The organism is Yimella sp. NH-Cas1 (assembly GCF_022359705.1).
Taxonomy (GTDB): Bacteria; Actinomycetota; Actinomycetes; order Actinomycetales; family Dermatophilaceae; genus Yimella; species Yimella lutea.
On the sequence record NZ_JAKSGG010000003.1, the window covers coordinates 493,060 to 509,931 of the forward strand.

Genomic DNA, 16,872 nt, shown 5'->3' on the forward strand with positions numbered 1-16,872 from the left:
GATCAGAAACCGGCGATCGTGCCGTAGAGGATCGCGGCGGTGGCGATGTCGGTGCCGTCGAGGCTTCGACCCGGTGCACCGGGGCCTTGGCCGTGCTGTGCCAGTTGCTCGATGGTGGCCGAGGTCTGTTCGTCGGTGCCGATCGCGGGCAGCAGGTTGCCGCGGATCACCAATCGGGCCAGTTCGGCAGCACGCACGTCGGTCTGCGGCGCGTTGCGCATGGCGTCGACGACGGTTTCCCGCGCCGCGTCCTGGGGAACGTAACGCTCGTACTTCATGAGTCCGAACAGCTTGTGTCCCTCGGCCCGGACGACCCCGGCCTGCGCGGCCAGCTTCCGTTGGCGATCGAGGGCCGCACCGTTCGCACGGAGCCACTCGGCGACCGGCACCCCGTCCACCGGGACACCCTGGCGCAGGTCGTCGACCCAGGATCGTTGCGAGTCGGACGGACTCGCTGCCGCGAAGACCTTTTCGTCGGCCAGGCGCAGCTGACCCTGGATGCACGCCTCGATCAGTTCGGCTGTCGCAACCAGACCCTGCGGAGGGACGTTCTGGACGACGTACCCCTTGGTGTCGTGCATAAGCACGATCAGCGCTTCGGGAATGGTGAGGCCGGGGGGTAGCAGTGGCGCGTTCATCGGAACTCCTTCGTCCGTCGATCATCGATCCGCTTCCAGGGAATCATGTCAGGTGGGTTGCTGGGTGACGCCGCACCTCGCGGATCCACTTGCCGCAACAGCCGCCCGAGAAGATCGTGCTGGTCGGCGAGGTGGCAGGCGTGCGCTGCGGCGAAGGCAGCTGCGTGCTCGGGCCCGGAGCAGTACACCGGGCGCACCAGCGCATACTGCGGTCGGACGCCGGACCGTACGGGCAGGATCGACAGTGCCGGGCCCCATCGTCTCGGCGTCCCGTCGTCCGGGCGGCTCGGTGCACATGCCGGGACCGGCCGCACCGGGCGAACCGGCGACGCGCTCAGGGACGCGATCCTCCTCGCGCGGGCCTCGTCGGCCGAGAGCCGGATGCGGGAGTCGGTGTCCGGTCGGCGCAGCAGCCTCATGAGGCGAGCAAGGACGCTTGGGTCGCTGCTGCGTGCCCACGCCGCGAACCAGGGTGGTCGCATGCCCATCCGCCTGCTGGACGAGTGCTCGGTGATGACAGCCGTCCGCCGCTCGTGGGTACGCACGGTCAGCGACCGATGTGAGAGTCGGAACAACAGGTCCCAGTCCTCCAGCCCCTCCGGGTCACGCCAGGCAACGTCGTGCTCCTGCAGCAGCCCGGCGCGATGGGCGATGCGGGAGGGCTCGAACAACGGGTCGAGGGCTTGCAGGTCGGGGTGCCACCACATGTCGTCCGCGACGGTCTGTCGCAGGATGTCGCCGTTCTCGTCGATCGTCGTCGCTCCGGTAGCCACGAGGTCCGCATCGGAACCGAGCAACTCGGTGATCGTGGCCAGATGGTCCGGTTCCCACGCATCGTCGTGGTCCAGATAGGCGACGACATCGCCGCAGGCCTGGCGCACACCGTGGTTTCGCGGCTCGCTGGGGTGGCCCGTCCGCTCGTGTTCGATCCAGCGGATGCGGGGGTCGTCCGCTGCGTGCTTGGCCACGATCTGCGACGTGTCGTCGGTGGACCCGTCGGAGACCAGAAGGAGTTCCCAGTCCGTCAGCGTCTGTTCCTGCACCGAGCGGATGGTCCGCAGGAGGGCAGCCGATCTGTTGTAGACCGGACAGACGACGGAGACGGCGGTCATGACGACGCCACGCCGGAACCGCTTCGGGTCAGCAGCGGGATGTCGGCGACTGCGCGGTCGAGAGCCCGGTGAGTGAGGAAGAGGCCACACACGCCGGTCCCGAGGTCGAGCGAGTACTTCAACGACTCGTCACCCAGGAACATGAGCCCATCGCCCGTTCCGCTGGTCGACCACTGCAACTGTGGCCGGAGTTCGAGGGCTCGTGCGCGAAGACACGGCTCGGTCTCGGCGGCGAACAACAGGTACTGCACGACGCCGCACAATCCGTTGAACAAGCCGGCGTTGGCGGCGATGGTTTGGCCGGCGATCTCGTCGACCCGACCGCGTTCGGAGTCGAACTCCGTCCCGAGACCGAGCCGGGCGTACTCGTGCAGCGCCCAGCCCACCCCGAGAACGCCGGAGGCCAGTCCGTTGCCGAACGCGGGCAACGTACTGAGGGGGAGCGGGTCGGCCTGGTGCAGACCGAACTGCTCGATCTCGGCCTGCAGCAGTTCGCGGGCGGCGTGTGCGAGCCGGTCGTCGGCGAACCGGTCCGCCGCCCGACCCAGGACAAGACTCAGGCCGCTGCGTCCGGCGAACAAGCCGGCGGGCAGGGCCTTCGGGTCGTCGACGCTGTCGGCGAGTCGTCGGGCGAACTGTTCGGCGGCGGGATCGTCCGCGTGCAGGAGTTGGCCGGTCAGGCCAGCGAGGCCGGACGCGAGCGAAAGGTCGTCGGACTCCTGGGCCCGCGAGACCTCCACGGCGCGGGCGAGGCAGCGGGCCGCGAGGTCGTCGTCGAGACCGGTCAGGGCGTGCGCGATACCTGCGAGGCCGGCGAAGAACCCGATCGGCATGGCCGACCGTCCCAGTTGCTCCCGCACCCATCGCAGGTCGGCATCCTCGACGTCATGACCCAGGCGGGCCAGCGTCCACAGAACGCCCGAGGCCCCGTAGCCCATTGCCACACCACCGCCGGGTTCCAGGAACTGACGGATGTCCCCCGCGAACAGGCGCTGGTCGTGACTGCGGGACCGGAAGCGATGAAGCAGACCTGGCAGGTCGGCGGTATCGGCGTCGGGCAACTCGGGCTGGTCCAGGGCCCAGCCCAACTCGTCCTCCAACGTCGAGAAGTAGGCATCCGGTAGGTCGAATGCCTGCTCGGCGTGACGAACGAGTGCGGCACACTGCGCGGGCCCGAGCGCCAGCAGCCTGGTCTGCGGCACGAGCAGGCCTAATCGGATGCATCCGAGGGCGAACCGGTCGACCGCGACGCCGGTGTATCCGGCTGGGGCGCGGTATCCGAACACGCCCATGGATTGCACATGATCGTCCACGTCCGTGGAGGACGACTCGAAATCGATGAAGCCGATCGAGTCGTCTTCGGCCACGATGACGTTGCCCGGGTGCAGGTCACCGAAGACGATGCCGCGTTCGTGCATCTGCGCGACGGAGAACTCGATCCGCGACAACACGCTCTGGCACCATCGTGCGTAATCCTGCGGGGTGTGACCAGATTCGGGGTTGACCAGCGGGTTGCGCTCTAACTGCAACTCCATCAGCGAACGGCCGGGCGCGTAGTCGCGTGCCAGGAACATGTGCTCCACACCCTGGGCGTAGTTGCGCAGAGCCGGCACTCCGGGAACACCGTCCAATGCCCGAAGGGTGTCCCGCTCGCGTTCGAGCCGTCCGACGGCGTCCTGGCCGGACTCGTCGAGCCCGCAGTGCGGTCGGGCCTCCTTCAACAGAACGTCCTCGTCGGTTTCCAGATCGCGCGCAAGGTAGACCCCGCCGCCGTTGGAGTAGTGCAGGGCCTTGTGCGGTCGGTACGGGAAATCCGACAACGTGCGTTCCGACCGCTTGCGCAGGGACGGAGTGAGAACGTCCGGCATCTGTGCCCACTGCGGAGGATGGAACCCGGGTCGACGCTCGTCGGGAACCAGTTGTCCGTCCGGGTTCTCGATGCACTCGACCAAGCGACCTCCGCTGTCGGCGACCTTTCGGGAACGGAACGCGCCGTACCGGACGTAGACGGGTCCGTCACCGAAACGTAGGTCGCTGAGGATGGTCGGACCTTCGAAGTCCTTGGTGAGAGCGTCGAGCGTCTTCAGCAGTTCGGCGAACTGACGGTCGTCGCGAGGGTAGATGGTTACGAACTTTCCGCTGCCACCGCGGTCGGCGTACTTGCTGTTGCGGCGGTTGACCATCACGGCGTTCGCCAGAGCCTTGAAGTGCACCCGGCTGCGCAGACACTCGGCGCCCACCCGTCGCAGCAGTTCGTCGGAGTTGTCCACGGTGCCCGAGACGTGGATCTTCCAGCCCTGCCACCGCAGGTCGATCTCGTCGGGTGAGTACATCACCCATTCGCCGGACCGGGTGCGAGACCAGGTCGGCGGAACCGGTTCGTCATGGAAGCCGAACAGCTCTCCCGCGTCGTCGTGGTCGGCGGTGTCGTAGAACGGGGTGTCCGGTCGGCAGAAGTCGAGGTAGGCCAGGTACATGGCTTTCTCCTTCGGGTGTCGGGCGACGGAAGAATCGGGCATCAGCCGCTGAACGGATGCAGGGCCGGGTCGACGAGGCGGGACTTGGCCCAGGCGGCCATGGGAATGGTGCGCTCGTTCACGGTCACGGAGCCGACGTTGTCGGCGGGTCGCCGGTCGAGCGTGAGACGGTATGCCTTTCCTTTGACCAACAGGCCCGAGTCGGAAACCGGCATCACCGCGTCGAGCGAGATCTCGGTCGGTACGGCGTCGACGGAGGTCACCGTGGCGCTGCCGGTCTCGGTGTGGCCGAGGAAGCCGTTGCGATTGAGGGTGACTTTGTCACCGACCCGCAGGTCGGGCGGTACCGATCCCTCGGGCACGACCAAGGTCGCGGTTCCCGCCGAGTCGATTCGATAGGCCGCGGTCTCGCTCGTCGGCACCGGGACGAGACCCAGACCGATCACCGCAGCGAGTGCAGCCACCGTGAGGCCCAGCATTCGAGCGGGGCGGCTGTCGGAACGGCGCAACTGACGGACGGCTGCGATCGCGGCCTTCACCGCAACCGTGGCCAGCAGCATCAAGACGGACGCGGCGATGAACGACCCGAACAGTCCCAACGAGACCAGCGTCTGCAGCCACCGTCCGGCCGCACGCGCGGCAATGACGATCGGGGTCGCGACGCAGGCAAGACCGAACCACGGAATCCAACCGGGCAGGCCGTCGTCGGTGCGCCGTCCTTCGAGGAACCCGACGAGCCTGTGCTTGATCGACTGCATCGAGGTACGGCGGAGGTTGGGCCGATCCACATGGCTCATGAAGGCGATGTAGCCGTCCAGTTTGATGAACGGAAGCACGTTGACGGCGCCGGCGATGTAGTTCGCGATGGCGTACAACAACACCGCATGGCCCACCGAGGGCGGAAGCAGCAACGAGGCGATCGCCGCGGTACCGCCGGTCGCTCCTTGGACGGCGACACCGGCCAGTGCCACGCGGACGCGCTGGTTCGGGCGAAGTCGCCAACTGTCGGAGACGTCGCAGAACATGGCCGGCACCAGGTAGAGCAGCATGACGCCCATGCGTCCGCATCGCCCCCCGCTGCGGTGCAACACCCATGCGTGACCTAACTCGTGCAACACCGTCGTCGCGGAGAGAGCGAGCGCGATCCACAGGAGATGGGCCAGTGGCAGTGGCTCCCTGGCGATCTGGGCGATGGTGCCGTAGGACATCGCGAGCACGACGGCTCCGAGCAGTCCGAGCGTGGTGCAGATCCGGAAGAACGTGGACACCGACATCCGGAACACCGACGCCATCGCCCGCGCTATCCGATCCCCGGACCGGGTGACGGTCAGCTGGATCGTCAGCGGCGGCACGAACTTGAGTCGCCCGGTCGAGCGGCGCGTCTTCTCCTCCCGCTCGATGAGGCCCCCCTTGTCGAGGGAGGTGACGGCCTGCTCGACGGCGGCCGCGTTCCACGGCGCTCCGAGGTCGTCCGCGATCTGGTCGACGGTGCGTCGCCCATCCAGACGCGCGGCTGCACGGGCAAGGTCGGCCCCGATCCGGAAGTATCGGGAGTCGCCGAGTCGCACGGTCCACGGCAGGTCTTCTTCCACCGGCGGACAGATCTGCACGCCGTCGGCGAGCTGCGGCCGGACCGGGAGCGGGGACGCCTCGTGGGGGGCGACGGCGGTCATGTCAGACCTCCTTGCGGTGCAGCAATGTTCGAGCGAGCAGACCCAGGGCGACGATCCAGACGAGACAGACCGCGAGTGCCGCCGGGCGCGACAACAGGTCCGGTTTGGGGTCCCCGTACAGCGAGGTCAGAGCGATGGAGAACAGGTACTTCGCCACACCGGGCACGACCCGTTGGATCGCCGGGTCGAGCACGACGTACGAGACGACGATGACCACGCTTGCGAGCGTGGTGTTCCGCATGATCCACCCGACCAGTCCGCCGGCGACGGCGGACAACACAACACATCCGCCGACACCGAGTGCGCTGTAGGTCGCGTCGGTGGTCCAGGTGACCGACCCGTGGCTCGCGTTCAGCATCAAGTACGTGGTGGCGGCGGCCAGCGCGGAGGTCAGCACACCGAGCACCAGACCGATGATCAGGATGACCGTCATCTTCACTCGGAACACGTTGTCGCGTCCTGCCATCAGGACGCTGCGGCCGATGGTGCCGGCACCGAACTCACGGGTGACGAGGATGGCCGCCAGGACGGCGGCGAAGAGCATCATCATCATCCAGCCCCGGACCATCTCGCCGGTCGTGGTGCCGTCGGTCAACGAGATCGGGTTCTTCTGGCCCTCGGTCAGGAATCCGTACGCGGTGAGGAGGCACATGGCCAGTCCACCGAGGAATGTGCCGATCGGCGCGCGTCCGGTGCGGGTCTTGAGCAGTTCGCTGTGATACATGCCGGTCATGCCAGGTTCCCCTTCTCGCCGACCAGAGCGAAGTAGCGGTCTTCGAGGCGCTCCGTGCCGCCTCGGGTGAAGTCGTGCAGCGAGCTGTCGACGACCAGCCTGCCGCGCTCCATGAGGAGAACGTCGTCGACGATGTTCTCGACCTCGGTCAGCATGTGGCTGCACAGCAGGACGCAGACGCCTCGGTCGGCCAGCCCCCGGGCGGTGCGCCGCAGCCAGCGGATTCCGTCGGGGTCCAGACCGTTGGTGGGTTCGTCCAGGACAACCAGTCGCAGGTTGGGCGGCAGCAGTGCCGTACCCAACCGGAGTCGCTGCTTCTGACCCGTGGACAGGCGGTGGGCCGGGGTGCGCTCGTGGCCGTTGAGACCGACGAGGTCGATGATGTCGTGGACGCGTTCACCGGCGACGCCGAGCGGGCCGGCCCAGATGTCGAGCTCGCGACGAACCGTGGCGCCGGGGAAGAACCCGAGCGCGTCCATCGCGATGCCGATGGAGTCGGCGTGATCGGTCGCTCGGTCGGTGCCAAGCACCTCCACCCGTCCTTCGTCGCACGGCGTGAGTCCCAGGATCATCCGGATGACCGTCGTCTTGCCGGCCCCGTTGCGGCCGAGCAGGCCGGTGATCCGCCCGGGGCTGAGTCGGAAACTTACGTCGTCGACGGCGACACGATCACCGAACTTCTTGCTCAGCCCCTCGGCCAGTACGGCGTGATCGGTTGTGACAGAGGCGTCAAGAGTAGATGTGCTGGTCATTTCGATCCGCTCCCGAGGAGCTTGACGGCGGCGCCGATGGCGCCGCACGCGACGGCCAGACCGATGACGATGAGACCGATCTCGGCCCACTTGGGCAGGTTGTCCGCCTCGATGGTCAGCCAGATCACGGCTCCGGCCGCGAGGATCCCGACCAGTGCCAGATAGCCGGTCCACGACGTGGAATTGCTGCTGCTCATGGGACTCTCCTCACTTGTAGGTCCCGCCCGGGTGCAGGAAACTGCGCGTCGGCCGCTTCCTGCACCCAGCGGATTGGTGCCTCGCTCAGGTGGCGATGCCGGCCGACGCTGCCGCGACGGAGATGACGGCGGCCGTCGCCTTGAAGCCGGTCGACACGCCGGTCCAGAATCCGGGAGCCTCGAGGGACTCCAGCTCCTGCAGACCGAGCTCGAGAGCCGGTGCGTTGTTCATCAGGTCCTCAGTCATGATGATTCCCTTCTGGTTTGTCTCGGATGGTGAGTTCGACGCCGGATCAGGTGGCGACCGTGGCGACCGAGACGGCGTAGCTGCCGTAGGCGGCTGCGCTGGCGGCGGTCACGCCGACGGACACGCCGACGGTCGTCCAGAAACCAGGGGCCTCGAGGGACTCCAGCTCCTGCAGTCCCAGCTCCAAGGACTCGATCTGGTCGTCGACCATGGTCTTGGACATTGTGTCCATGACTTTCTCCTCACTTGTCGGTTCTTCTTCCGAACCCCGCGGACTGCCCGCGGGGGGTCTATGCGGCTGCTGTCGTGTCGGCGGTACGCACGCCACGCAGCAGCGTTCTGATGTCGTCCGCCGACCACCCGGAGAGCATCGGCAGACCTCCTCCCCACATCCGGACGCAACTGCGCACGATCGACTCGATGTCGTCGTCGGACATCGGCCCCATGGCCGCAATGCCAAGGGTGTCGAGCAGCTGTTCCAAGCCCGTCGATGGGTCGGTGGACGGATCGCCTGGCAGATGCGGCGTGAGCGCCTCCCACACATGCTGCAACCGGTCGGAGGACTCGCTTCGGGCGAGGAACCCCCAGTAGGTCGGCGTCAGGCTCGCGAGCGCCTGCATCTTGCGGATCCCGAGTTGATGGCTCACGTTGTTGGCGACGAACCAACTCTTGACCGCGAACGGTGTGCTGAGTTCGGCACGACGGCTGCGCTGGGTCTCCGCACCGGCCTCGAGGACCGTCTGGCGGGCCTGCAGCCGGAGGACCTCGTCGTCCGAGCCGTGCAGGACGTTCAGCGCATCGGCCAGCCGACGGGCGGCCGCAATGCCCGCAGCTTCGGCGGCGGGGTCGGGGAGCCCGGTCGTCACCAGCGGTCCCACGCATCGAAGGAGTGCCTCGAGGGTTCCTTCGAGGACCAGTTGCCGATCGAGACCCGCGGACAGGCGAGCGTCCAGGACGGCGACGTCCGGTTGCAGGGCGGGCGAGGTGAGGGCGAGCTTCTCCCGTTGGCTGACGACGCTGACGATGCCGCTCACCTCACTCGCGGTGCCGATCGTCGTCGGCACGGCGAAGAGGCGACGCGAGCGCATCGTGTCCGGCAGGACCCGCCAGCCGCAGCGATCCCGGGCGTTGACGACCGTCCGAGTGGCGGGGTCGTCGAGCGCCAGCGCGACCTTGGCGGTGTCGAGCACCGATCCGCCACCGATCGCGACGACCTGTGAAGCCGCGTCCGCGGTCTCACGCAGTTGTTCGGCTGCCTCGAGACTGCCCCAGGGTGCATGGATCAGCACCTGCTCGCACTGTTCGAGCAGTGGTTGCACGAGGGGCAGCTCGGCCACCGCCGGATCACATGCAGCGACGCGGTCGCGTGCGGGCGCATCCAGCGCGGACAGTTCGGTGAGGTGGGTGCGACGCAACATGGGTATCAACGACTCCCCAACAGGTGGGCGGTGACTCCCGCGCGCACGGTGTGAATCAGTTCGTCCACCTCGTCGTCGCTGTACGTCAGAGCAGGCACGAGTTGAATTCCGCTCGGCCCCGGGTGAACACGCGCACCGGCGAGCATGATGGCGTCGATGAGCGGGTCGACCTCGGACTGCGCGAGCGGATCCCCCTGTGCACCCAGCAGACGCACCGAGCGGAAGCAACCGGTGCCGCTGGTCCCGGCGACGTGCGGGTCCTGCGCCGACCATTCGCGAAGCCGCGCGTCGAGCCGTGCCGCGACCCGGACGCCGCTGGACAATGCGTCCATCCGGTCGAACTCTTCGAGGGTCGCGGTGATGGCTGCCGCAGTCACGGCCGTCCCGGCCTGTGTTTCGGCATGGATCAGCATCGAGCGCCGGCTCCGGAACGGTTCGTGCACGTGGTCGGCGACCAGCACGGCAGCGGCGGGCAGCGTGCCGTTGGTCAGGCCTTTGGACAGGATCGCGATGTCGGGCGCGACCTGCCACTCATCGGTCGCGAGCATCGGACCGGTGCGGCCGTAACCGGTGGCGACCTCGTCCGCCACGATCAGGAATCCGTACCGGTCGGAGCAGCGGCCGAGATCCTCGACGAAAGCCGGATCCAGTACGACGGTGCCGTTGCCCTGCACAGGCTCCACGACGATGGCGGCGATCTGGGTGCCGAGGCGCTCGACGAGCTGGGTGAGGGCTTGCCGGTCGTTCGCCGGAATGTGGCGGACCATGCGGCTCTCGACCCCGTAGGCGCGTTGTTCCAGGGCCTCGCCGGTCAGCGAGTGGGCCCCGAAGGTGAGTCCGTGGTAACTGTCGGTGAGAGAGACGACGATCTTGCGGCCGGGCTGGCCGACCAAGAGGTGGTGCTGGCGCACGAGCTTCATCACCAGGTCGTTCGCAGCTCCACCGGAGACGGTGTGGATCACCTGGCCGTACCGATGACGGGGCAGGTCAAGCAGCAGACGGGAGGCCTGCTCCACCGCCGGGCTTCCGTGCCGGAAGGTACCGGCGTACGACGAGCCGATCAGGGCTTCGTGGACACGGTCGGCGATGTGTCGGTTGCCGTAACCGAGATTAACGTTCCACAGTCCGCTCGTGCCGCACAAGATCTCCCGGTCGTCCGCGGTGTGGATGCGGTGGCCGTTGGATGCGGTGATCCGGCGGTGCTGTGGCAACAGTTCGTCGGCGGGACGAAGGGAGGTCCACGTCGCGTCCGCGGTGCGGTTGCTGGCGAGTGTCATGAGTGTTCTCCTCGGGGTCTACCGGCGTTGCGGAGACTCGCCTGCAGGAGGACCGAGGAGTACCTCTCGCCCGGAATTAGTTGCTGGTCGACGATCTCGAACCCGGCCTGACGGACTTCCTCGGCCAGAACCTCGGCGGAAAGCAGCCGGATCTGCGACCACAGTGCCATTGGCCGTGCTCCACCCTGCGCGATGACGACGGTCCAGCGGGAGCCTTCGGCGGGCTTGGGCACGTCGACCACCTGGTAGGTGGCTCCGCTCGCCCCGGTCACCGTGACGATCCGTTCGTCGTCGGTTCCGGTGAGTACGGAGGTCGTCAGGATCAGTCGTCCGTCGGGCAAGGTGTTGGTCCGGCAGCGAGCGAAGGTGCGGGCGCGCTGATCGGCATCCAGCAGCGAGAGCGAGGTCGTGCCGACGACGATCGCGCCGAACTGCGCCGGACGTTCGAATTCGGTGATGTCGGCGACCACGGTCTCGCACGCCCGGGCGAGTCGTTGCGGTGCTTGCTCGAGCCGCCGGCTGAGCAGGTCGATCATCGGCTCGGACAGGTCGACGGCACAGACCGGTCGACCGATCGCCAACAGCGGCAGGGTGATTCGTCCCGAGCCAGCGGCCAACTCGAGCACCGGCCCGCTGGTCGAGCGCACGGCGCGCACCAGTTCGGGGACCTCGCTCGCATCGGCGAGGGTGAAGTCGTGATAGACGGCAGAGCCGGCTTCGCTGTACATGTCGAGCACCTGCACGTCCGGCACGGCGCGCACAGCCTCCTCGGCCAGCGTCGAGCGCAGAGCCTCGGGAAAACCGGTCAGGTCGGCGGTGATGGTGCTCATGCGGCTGCCTCGCCGGTGAGGACCGACGCCTCCAGGCGGGTCACTGCGTCGTGGTCTCCGCGAAGCAGCCGACCCTCGGCGGGCAGGTACACCTGCGGGTCGCCGTCCACGCGCAGCAGGACCGGCAGGAGGGGCTTCTCGAAATCGGCGTCGGTCGTCGCCGGCTCCTGCCCGCCGAAGCGCATGCCGAATCCGCTGACCTCGACGTCGGCGGCGCCGCGTGCCGTCACCTGCTGGATCGCCTGAACGGCGACGACGTAACGGGTCAGCCACGGGTCGGTCTCGAGTTGACCGGTCAACGGATGGGTCGGCGACAAGCGCGTCCGGGTCCAGTCGGTCGACTCCGCCCGGACACCGTTCGGTCCGAGCCGGACACTGTCACCGTCCAGGAGCAGGCGCAGGGCCGGCCCGTCGTCGACCGCGAGCGGATCCGAGAATCGTGCGGCATCGGCGAGCTGGACGATGGGATTGGTGAGGAAATCCGGGAACTCGCCGGATTCGACTGCCGACCGGGCGTCCTCGGTGAAGGCGTCCACGTCCTCGTCGTCGTCCAGGCGAACTGCGGTGGGTCCGAGCAGCACCAGGAAGCCGGCCACCGAGTACGACTGGGTCTGCAGGAAGAAGTCAGGACCGATGCCGGCCTCGCCGCCCAACTCGGTCATCGAACCGTCGTACGGGACGACGTCCTTCACGTGCGCGGCGAAGCTCTCCGGCACATCAGTGCCGATCGGTACGTACACCACCGACTCGGCGTCGAGCAGGCCTTCGGGGCACTGGTCGATGCCCGTCCCGTTCTCCAGGACCAGGGTTCGGGTGGTGTGCTGCGACGAAGTCAACCCATAGGAGCGTCCGGTCATCCAGGACATCAGGTGGGTCTTCTGCTTGTTCACGCTGCTATCTCCTGGGTCAGGTGTCCGATCAATGTCGCGAGTTCGCGGGCGCTTGCCTGCGGACCTTCCGTGCCGTTTACGCCGGAAAGGTTCAGCACGATCTCGTCGACGCCCGCCTTGTGCAGTTGCAGGATGCGGTCGGTGATCGTGTCGAGGTCTCCGTGGACGAACGCGCCGTGCTCGATAAGTTGGTCGACGTCCTTCTCCGGGTCTCCGCTGATGTGCAGCCCGGCCCCCCGCAACATGTCCTGGTAGTGGGGCAGGGACAGGTGCGCCCGGTTGCTGGCGAGCGCGACGGCTCGCGGATCACGCTTGGGCATCTGCAGCGCGACCGGGACGATCGACACGAGGCGCGGGGCTGCGTCGCGTCCGGCGGCCCGGGCCCCGTCATGCAGCGCCGGGACGATCGTGTCGGTCAGGTACTGGGCAGGCGTCAGCCAGGTGATCGCACAGTCGGCGACCTCCCCCGCGACCCGCGCCATCTTCGGGCGCAGAACACCGAGGCCGGTCTCGATCGCCGGCGTGGGCACGGGTTCGAGTTGGGCTCGGACGGTGAAGTAGTCACCGTCCAGTTCGGCGATCCGGCCGGCCAGCAGGTCCCGCACGATACTCAGGTATTCGCGCGCGGCGGTGAGTGGGCTGCGGTATGCCGAACCGAGCAGAGCTTCCTGCAACTGACGTCCGCCCGGACCGAAGCCCGCGACGACGGAGCGTCCGGTGGTCAACGCCAGAGAACGAGCCCGCAGGGCAGCCTCGTACGGGTGCTGGAACGGCATCAACGAAACTCCGAAACCGGTATCGAGGCCGAATCCGGCGCCCGCGAAGTGACTGAACATGCTGTGGCCCTCGGTGAGCAGGCCCTGGCCCTGCCACACCCGATCCGTACCCGTCCATTGGGCCAACCCGGCGAAGGGAAGTGCCTGGGCCGGGCGGCGCGGCACGAACGGGATCAGGAACGAGATCTTCACGAATCGGTCCTCCCCACCTGTCTCGCACGGTTCTCGTCGGCCGTTCGCTCGTTGTGACCGAGGATCGGCGTTGGCTTCAACGGTGCCGGAGGTAGGTGCGTGGACGCATCCGCCCCGAGTCGGTACTTCCTTCTCCACCCATCGGCGGATCACATCCGTCGGGCGGGCGTGTCCGAGCGCGTGGTCGAACGTCCGCCGGGTTGGAGTGCGGAGATGAAAAACGTTGCAGGAGTGTCCTTTTCGCCGTCTTCGGCGAATGAGTGTTACTCCACCTCAGGGACGAGGCGATGGGTGTAGGCGTACACCACCGCCTGCACGCGATCGCGCAGACCGAGCTTGGACAGACAGGACGAGACGTGTGTTTTCACGGTCGCTTCGCCGACCACGAGGTGGGCGGCGATCTCTGCGTTGGACAACCCTCGGGCGACCAGCAGCAGGACTTCGTTCTCGCGGTCGGTGAGCTCTCTCGATCCGTCAGGACCGTGTGTTCCCGGCACGGAGGGGGACTGCGCCCGGGTCGCGGCGATCAGACGCACCGTCACCTCCGGGGAGAGCAGCGCGTGGCCGTCCGCCGCGGCGCGTACCGCGGCGGCGATGGCTTCGGGAGGACTGGCCTTGAGCACGAACCCACTGGCTCCGGCATGCAGTGCCTCGAACAGGTAGTCGTCCCGGTTGAACGTCGTCAACATGACGACCTTGCACGCGGTGCTCCGGACGATCTCGCGGGCGGCCGCAATACCGTCCAACCCGGGAAGCTCGATGTCCATGAGCACGACGGCGGGTGACAGCCGGTGGGCGAGGTCGACCGCTACTCGGCCGTCCTCGGCTTCTCCGCAGATGTGTACGTCGTCGACAAGCTCGAGTACCGCAGCCAGCCCAGCTCGAATCAACGGCTGGTCGTCCACCAGGAGAACCTCGATCATGGTGCCTCCGGGAACGGTGCAGGGACTGTGGGGTCGAGATTCTCGTCCCGCCCCTCGGTCGGCAGATCGACTTTCACGCAGAATCCGGGACCGGTGTCGAGTGGTCCGAAAGCGCAACTTCCGGCATGAGCGCTCACGAGTTCACGGATGCCGGTCAGTCCCATGCCGGACGAAGGTAGGACGCAGGCGCTGGGTTCACCCCTGTCGAGAAACTCCAGCCTCACCCGGCCCGACCCGGGATGAGCCCTGAGGTCGATCCACGCCTGTCTGGCGGTTGAATGCCGCAGCACGTTGGTGACGCACTCCTGGCAGATCCGGTTCAGCAGTTGTCGGGTCGTCGGCGGGATGTCCGTGGTGAGGCGCGCGGAGACGTCGAGGTCGAGTCCCGCGGTGCGAGCCTGCTCCTGCAACTGGTCCAGACCGGAGAACAGCGATTGGGACGGCTGCGTGGCCGAGCCTTCCCTCAGGCCGCCGAGCACGGTGGCCATGTCGGTGGCGGCGGCGAGAGCCGTGTCCTGCACCAGCTTCAGCGCGTGGCCGCTCCTGCTCGGATCCGTACCGATGAGGTGTCGAGCCAAACCGGTGTGCAGACCGATCATCGTCACCCGATGGCCGATGGAGTCGTGCAGATCCCGCGCGATGCGCTGACGCTCCTGCGCCACGTCCTCCCGTGCCGCCTGCCGGCGCAGGAGCAACTCCTTGCGCTCGTGCAGCAACTCCCAGCCGGCCTGACCGGCGATGGCAGCGACCACCTGCATGCCGACGAGTGGCACACCGACGTGCACGAGCGCACTGCCGACGCTGAACGGCCCGTTCGCCGCGAGCGCGAGGGACACGAACGTCGAACATGCGAGCAACGCGCCGGTCAGGGCCGCGGCCCGATTCCGGTCTCGGGCGTACAGCAACGAGAGCAACAGTATGGACGCGTGGAAGATCCGCGCGCTCAGGGTCGACAACACAGGCGGCGCAAGTGCTGCCGTCAGTGCGAGCAGTGCCGCGGAGAACGCCAGGGAACAACAGGGGCGCCGCCGCGCCAGACAGAGGACCACGCAGGCGGCGACCAACCATAGGACCCACACCTGCGCCGCCAGGGGGCGAGTGTCGTCGAGCGCGAATGCGGCACTCGCGTAGCCGGCGAACACTGTGACGAGCAGGAGGTCCGGCCACCAGCGTTTCGGGTCGGTCGAGCCGCCGGTCGACGACCTGGTCAGATTGTCGATCAGAGCCCTGAACCTTAGTGGCACGGGTCGCTTCCGCCTTCCCCCGCGGAAGATCAAGTCGTGCCCCCGCAGCTTCCGACCCATCATAGGTCTCGGCCAGAAAACCGAATCGACGGATCGGACGCCCGCGGGCAGCGGCTGCCATTCCGCGTCGTCCTCAGGCGGCGACGAGCCGGGAAACATGCGCCTCGTCGCGGGCAACGCGACGGCGGTTCCAGATGCGACGGCGCATTGCGAATCCCCGGTCGATCGTCACCGGGTCTGCGTCTCGGCCGCACCGATAGGCTCGCCGGGTGACTGAGATCGAGATTGGACGTGGCAAGCGCGGGCGTCGCGCGTACTCCTTCGACGACATCGCGGTGGTGCCCTCGCGTCGGACCCGCGACCCGCGCGAGGTGAACGTCGGCTGGCAGATCGACGCCTATCACTTCGACCTGCCGGTCATGGCCGCGCCGATGGATTCTGTGATGTCGCCCGACTCCGCCATCGCGTTCGGCAAGCTCGGCGGCCTGCCGGTGCTCGACCTCGAAGGTCTGTGGACCCGGTATGAGTCACCCGAACCGTTGCTCGCCGAGATCGCTGCGCTCGAACCGGCCCACGCGACCGCCCGGATGCGCGAGATTTATGAAGAGCCCATTCGCGAGGACCTGATCCGGCTGCGGCTGAAGCAGATTCGCGACTCCGGCTGCACCGTCGCCGGCGCGTTGTCGCCGCAGCGCACGCAGGAGTTCTGGAAGGCCGTCGTCGACGCCGGCGTCGACCTGTTCGTCATTCGCGGCACCACCGTCTCGGCCGAGCACGTCTCGGGTCGGTCGGAGCCGCTGAACCTCAAGCGATTCATCTACGAACTCGACGTGCCGGTGATCGTCGGTGGGGTCGCCACCTACACGGCATCGCTGCACCTGATGCGTACCGGTGCGGCCGGCGTCCTGGTCGGCTTCGGTGGCGGAGCAGCACACACCACCCGGCAGACGCTCGGAATCCAGGTGCCGCTGGCGTCCGCCGTGGCCGACGTCGCCGCCGCTCGTCGCGACTACATGGACGAGACCGGCGGCCGCTACGTCCACGTCATCGCCGACGGGGGTATGGGCACCAGCGGCGACATCGTCAAGGCCATCGCCTGCGGTGCGGACGCGGTGATGCTCGGCGCCGCCCTGGCGCGAGCCACCGAGGCACCGGGACGCGGTTTCCACTGGGGCTCCGAGGCGCACCACTCCGAACTGCCGCGTGGCGAGCGGGTCGAGGTCGGCTCGGTCGGATCACTCGAGGAGATCCTCGTCGGCCCTGGTCTCGGCGCCGACGGCACGACCAATGTCATCGGTGCGCTGAAGCGCGCGATGGCCACGACGGGCTACCTCGAACTCAAGGAATTCCAGCGGGTCGAGGTCATCGTCGCCCCGCATCAGAAGAGCTGACCATCCCGACGAAGGTCAGCAGATCCGCCCGGTTGACGTCAGATTCCTTCGGACTTTCGGTGTTCGTTGGACGGGTCTCTGCGTTGGGGTGACGTTGGCGGC

Annotated in this window: 17 protein-coding genes; 1 reads left to right on the forward strand and 16 read right to left on the reverse strand. The window is 67.6% G+C overall.

Going from position 1 to position 16,872, the window contains the following annotated elements:
* Positions 1-2: 2 nt before the first annotated feature.
* The 16 genes from MF407_RS02770 to MF407_RS15775 form a co-directional block, all read right to left on the reverse strand.
* A complete protein-coding gene (locus MF407_RS02770; RefSeq protein WP_239701179.1) occupies positions 3-638 on the reverse strand; it encodes a GPP34 family phosphoprotein in 636 nt (211 codons plus the stop codon).
* A complete protein-coding gene (locus MF407_RS02775; RefSeq protein WP_239701181.1) occupies positions 635-1,750 on the reverse strand; it encodes a glycosyltransferase family A protein in 1,116 nt (371 codons plus the stop codon). Before MF407_RS02775 ends, MF407_RS02770 begins: the two co-directional genes overlap by 4 nt.
* Complete coding sequence (gene lanKC, locus MF407_RS02780; protein WP_239701184.1) at positions 1,747-4,227, reverse strand: class III lanthionine synthetase LanKC; 2,481 nt, start codon at positions 4,225-4,227, stop codon at positions 1,747-1,749. The genes MF407_RS02775 and lanKC overlap by 4 nt, the downstream gene beginning before the upstream one ends.
* Before the next feature lie 41 nt (positions 4,228-4,268).
* Positions 4,269-5,900 carry a daptide biosynthesis intramembrane metalloprotease gene (gene mpaP, locus MF407_RS02785; protein ID WP_239701186.1) on the reverse strand — a complete coding sequence of 544 codons (1,632 nt, stop codon included), beginning with the start codon at positions 5,898-5,900 and terminating at the stop codon, positions 4,269-4,271.
* Position 5,901: 1 nt separating this feature from the next.
* Entirely contained in the window at positions 5,902-6,633 is a 732-nt protein-coding gene (locus MF407_RS02790; protein ID WP_239701188.1) for an ABC transporter permease, read from the reverse strand.
* Positions 6,630-7,385: an ATP-binding cassette domain-containing protein gene (locus MF407_RS02795; RefSeq protein WP_239701190.1), complete on the reverse strand. Its 756-nt coding sequence runs from the start codon at positions 7,383-7,385 to the stop codon at positions 6,630-6,632. The genes MF407_RS02790 and MF407_RS02795 overlap by 4 nt, the downstream gene beginning before the upstream one ends.
* On the reverse strand, positions 7,382-7,582 hold the full coding sequence (locus MF407_RS02800; protein ID WP_239701192.1) for a hypothetical protein: 201 nt from the start codon (positions 7,580-7,582) through the stop codon (positions 7,382-7,384). The genes MF407_RS02795 and MF407_RS02800 overlap by 4 nt, the downstream gene beginning before the upstream one ends.
* Positions 7,583-7,667: 85 nt before the next feature.
* Positions 7,668-7,829, reverse strand: a complete 162-nt coding sequence (locus MF407_RS02805; protein WP_239701194.1) for a daptide-type RiPP — start codon at positions 7,827-7,829, stop codon at positions 7,668-7,670.
* 46 nt (positions 7,830-7,875) lie between these two features.
* A complete protein-coding gene (locus MF407_RS02810; protein WP_239701195.1) occupies positions 7,876-8,061 on the reverse strand; it encodes a daptide-type RiPP in 186 nt (61 codons plus the stop codon).
* A 58-nt stretch (positions 8,062-8,119) separates the two neighbouring features.
* Positions 8,120-9,247 (reverse strand): iron-containing alcohol dehydrogenase, encoded by a 1,128-nt coding sequence (locus MF407_RS02815; RefSeq protein ID WP_239701196.1) that lies wholly within the window; start codon positions 9,245-9,247, stop codon positions 8,120-8,122.
* Between the two features lie 5 nt (positions 9,248-9,252).
* Positions 9,253-10,524: a daptide-type RiPP biosynthesis aminotransferase gene (gene mpaD, locus MF407_RS02820; RefSeq protein ID WP_239701197.1), complete on the reverse strand. Its 1,272-nt coding sequence runs from the start codon at positions 10,522-10,524 to the stop codon at positions 9,253-9,255.
* Positions 10,521-11,354 (reverse strand): daptide-type RiPP biosynthesis methyltransferase, encoded by an 834-nt coding sequence (gene mpaM / locus MF407_RS02825; protein ID WP_239701198.1) that lies wholly within the window; start codon positions 11,352-11,354, stop codon positions 10,521-10,523. Before mpaM ends, mpaD begins: the two co-directional genes overlap by 4 nt.
* Positions 11,351-12,244: a daptide biosynthesis RiPP recognition protein gene (mpaB, locus tag MF407_RS02830; RefSeq protein WP_239701199.1), complete on the reverse strand. Its 894-nt coding sequence runs from the start codon at positions 12,242-12,244 to the stop codon at positions 11,351-11,353. Before mpaB ends, mpaM begins: the two co-directional genes overlap by 4 nt.
* The gene (locus MF407_RS02835; protein ID WP_239701200.1) at positions 12,241-13,212 is read right to left on the reverse strand and encodes an LLM class flavin-dependent oxidoreductase; all 972 of its coding nucleotides are present in this window, start codon (positions 13,210-13,212) and stop codon (positions 12,241-12,243) included. The genes mpaB and MF407_RS02835 overlap by 4 nt, the downstream gene beginning before the upstream one ends.
* A gap of 263 nt (positions 13,213-13,475) precedes the next feature.
* Positions 13,476-14,135, reverse strand: a complete 660-nt coding sequence (locus MF407_RS02840) for a response regulator transcription factor (protein WP_239701202.1) — start codon at positions 14,133-14,135, stop codon at positions 13,476-13,478.
* Positions 14,132-15,379, reverse strand: a complete 1,248-nt coding sequence (locus tag MF407_RS15775) for a histidine kinase (RefSeq protein WP_239701204.1) — start codon at positions 15,377-15,379, stop codon at positions 14,132-14,134. The genes MF407_RS02840 and MF407_RS15775 overlap by 4 nt, the downstream gene beginning before the upstream one ends.
* Before the next feature lie 269 nt (positions 15,380-15,648).
* Here MF407_RS15775 and MF407_RS02850 point away from each other — a divergent pair, with 269 nt between their 5' ends.
* Complete coding sequence (locus MF407_RS02850) at positions 15,649-16,770, forward strand: GuaB3 family IMP dehydrogenase-related protein (protein ID WP_129625951.1); 1,122 nt, start codon at positions 15,649-15,651, stop codon at positions 16,768-16,770.
* The last annotated feature ends 102 nt before the right edge of the window (positions 16,771-16,872 follow it).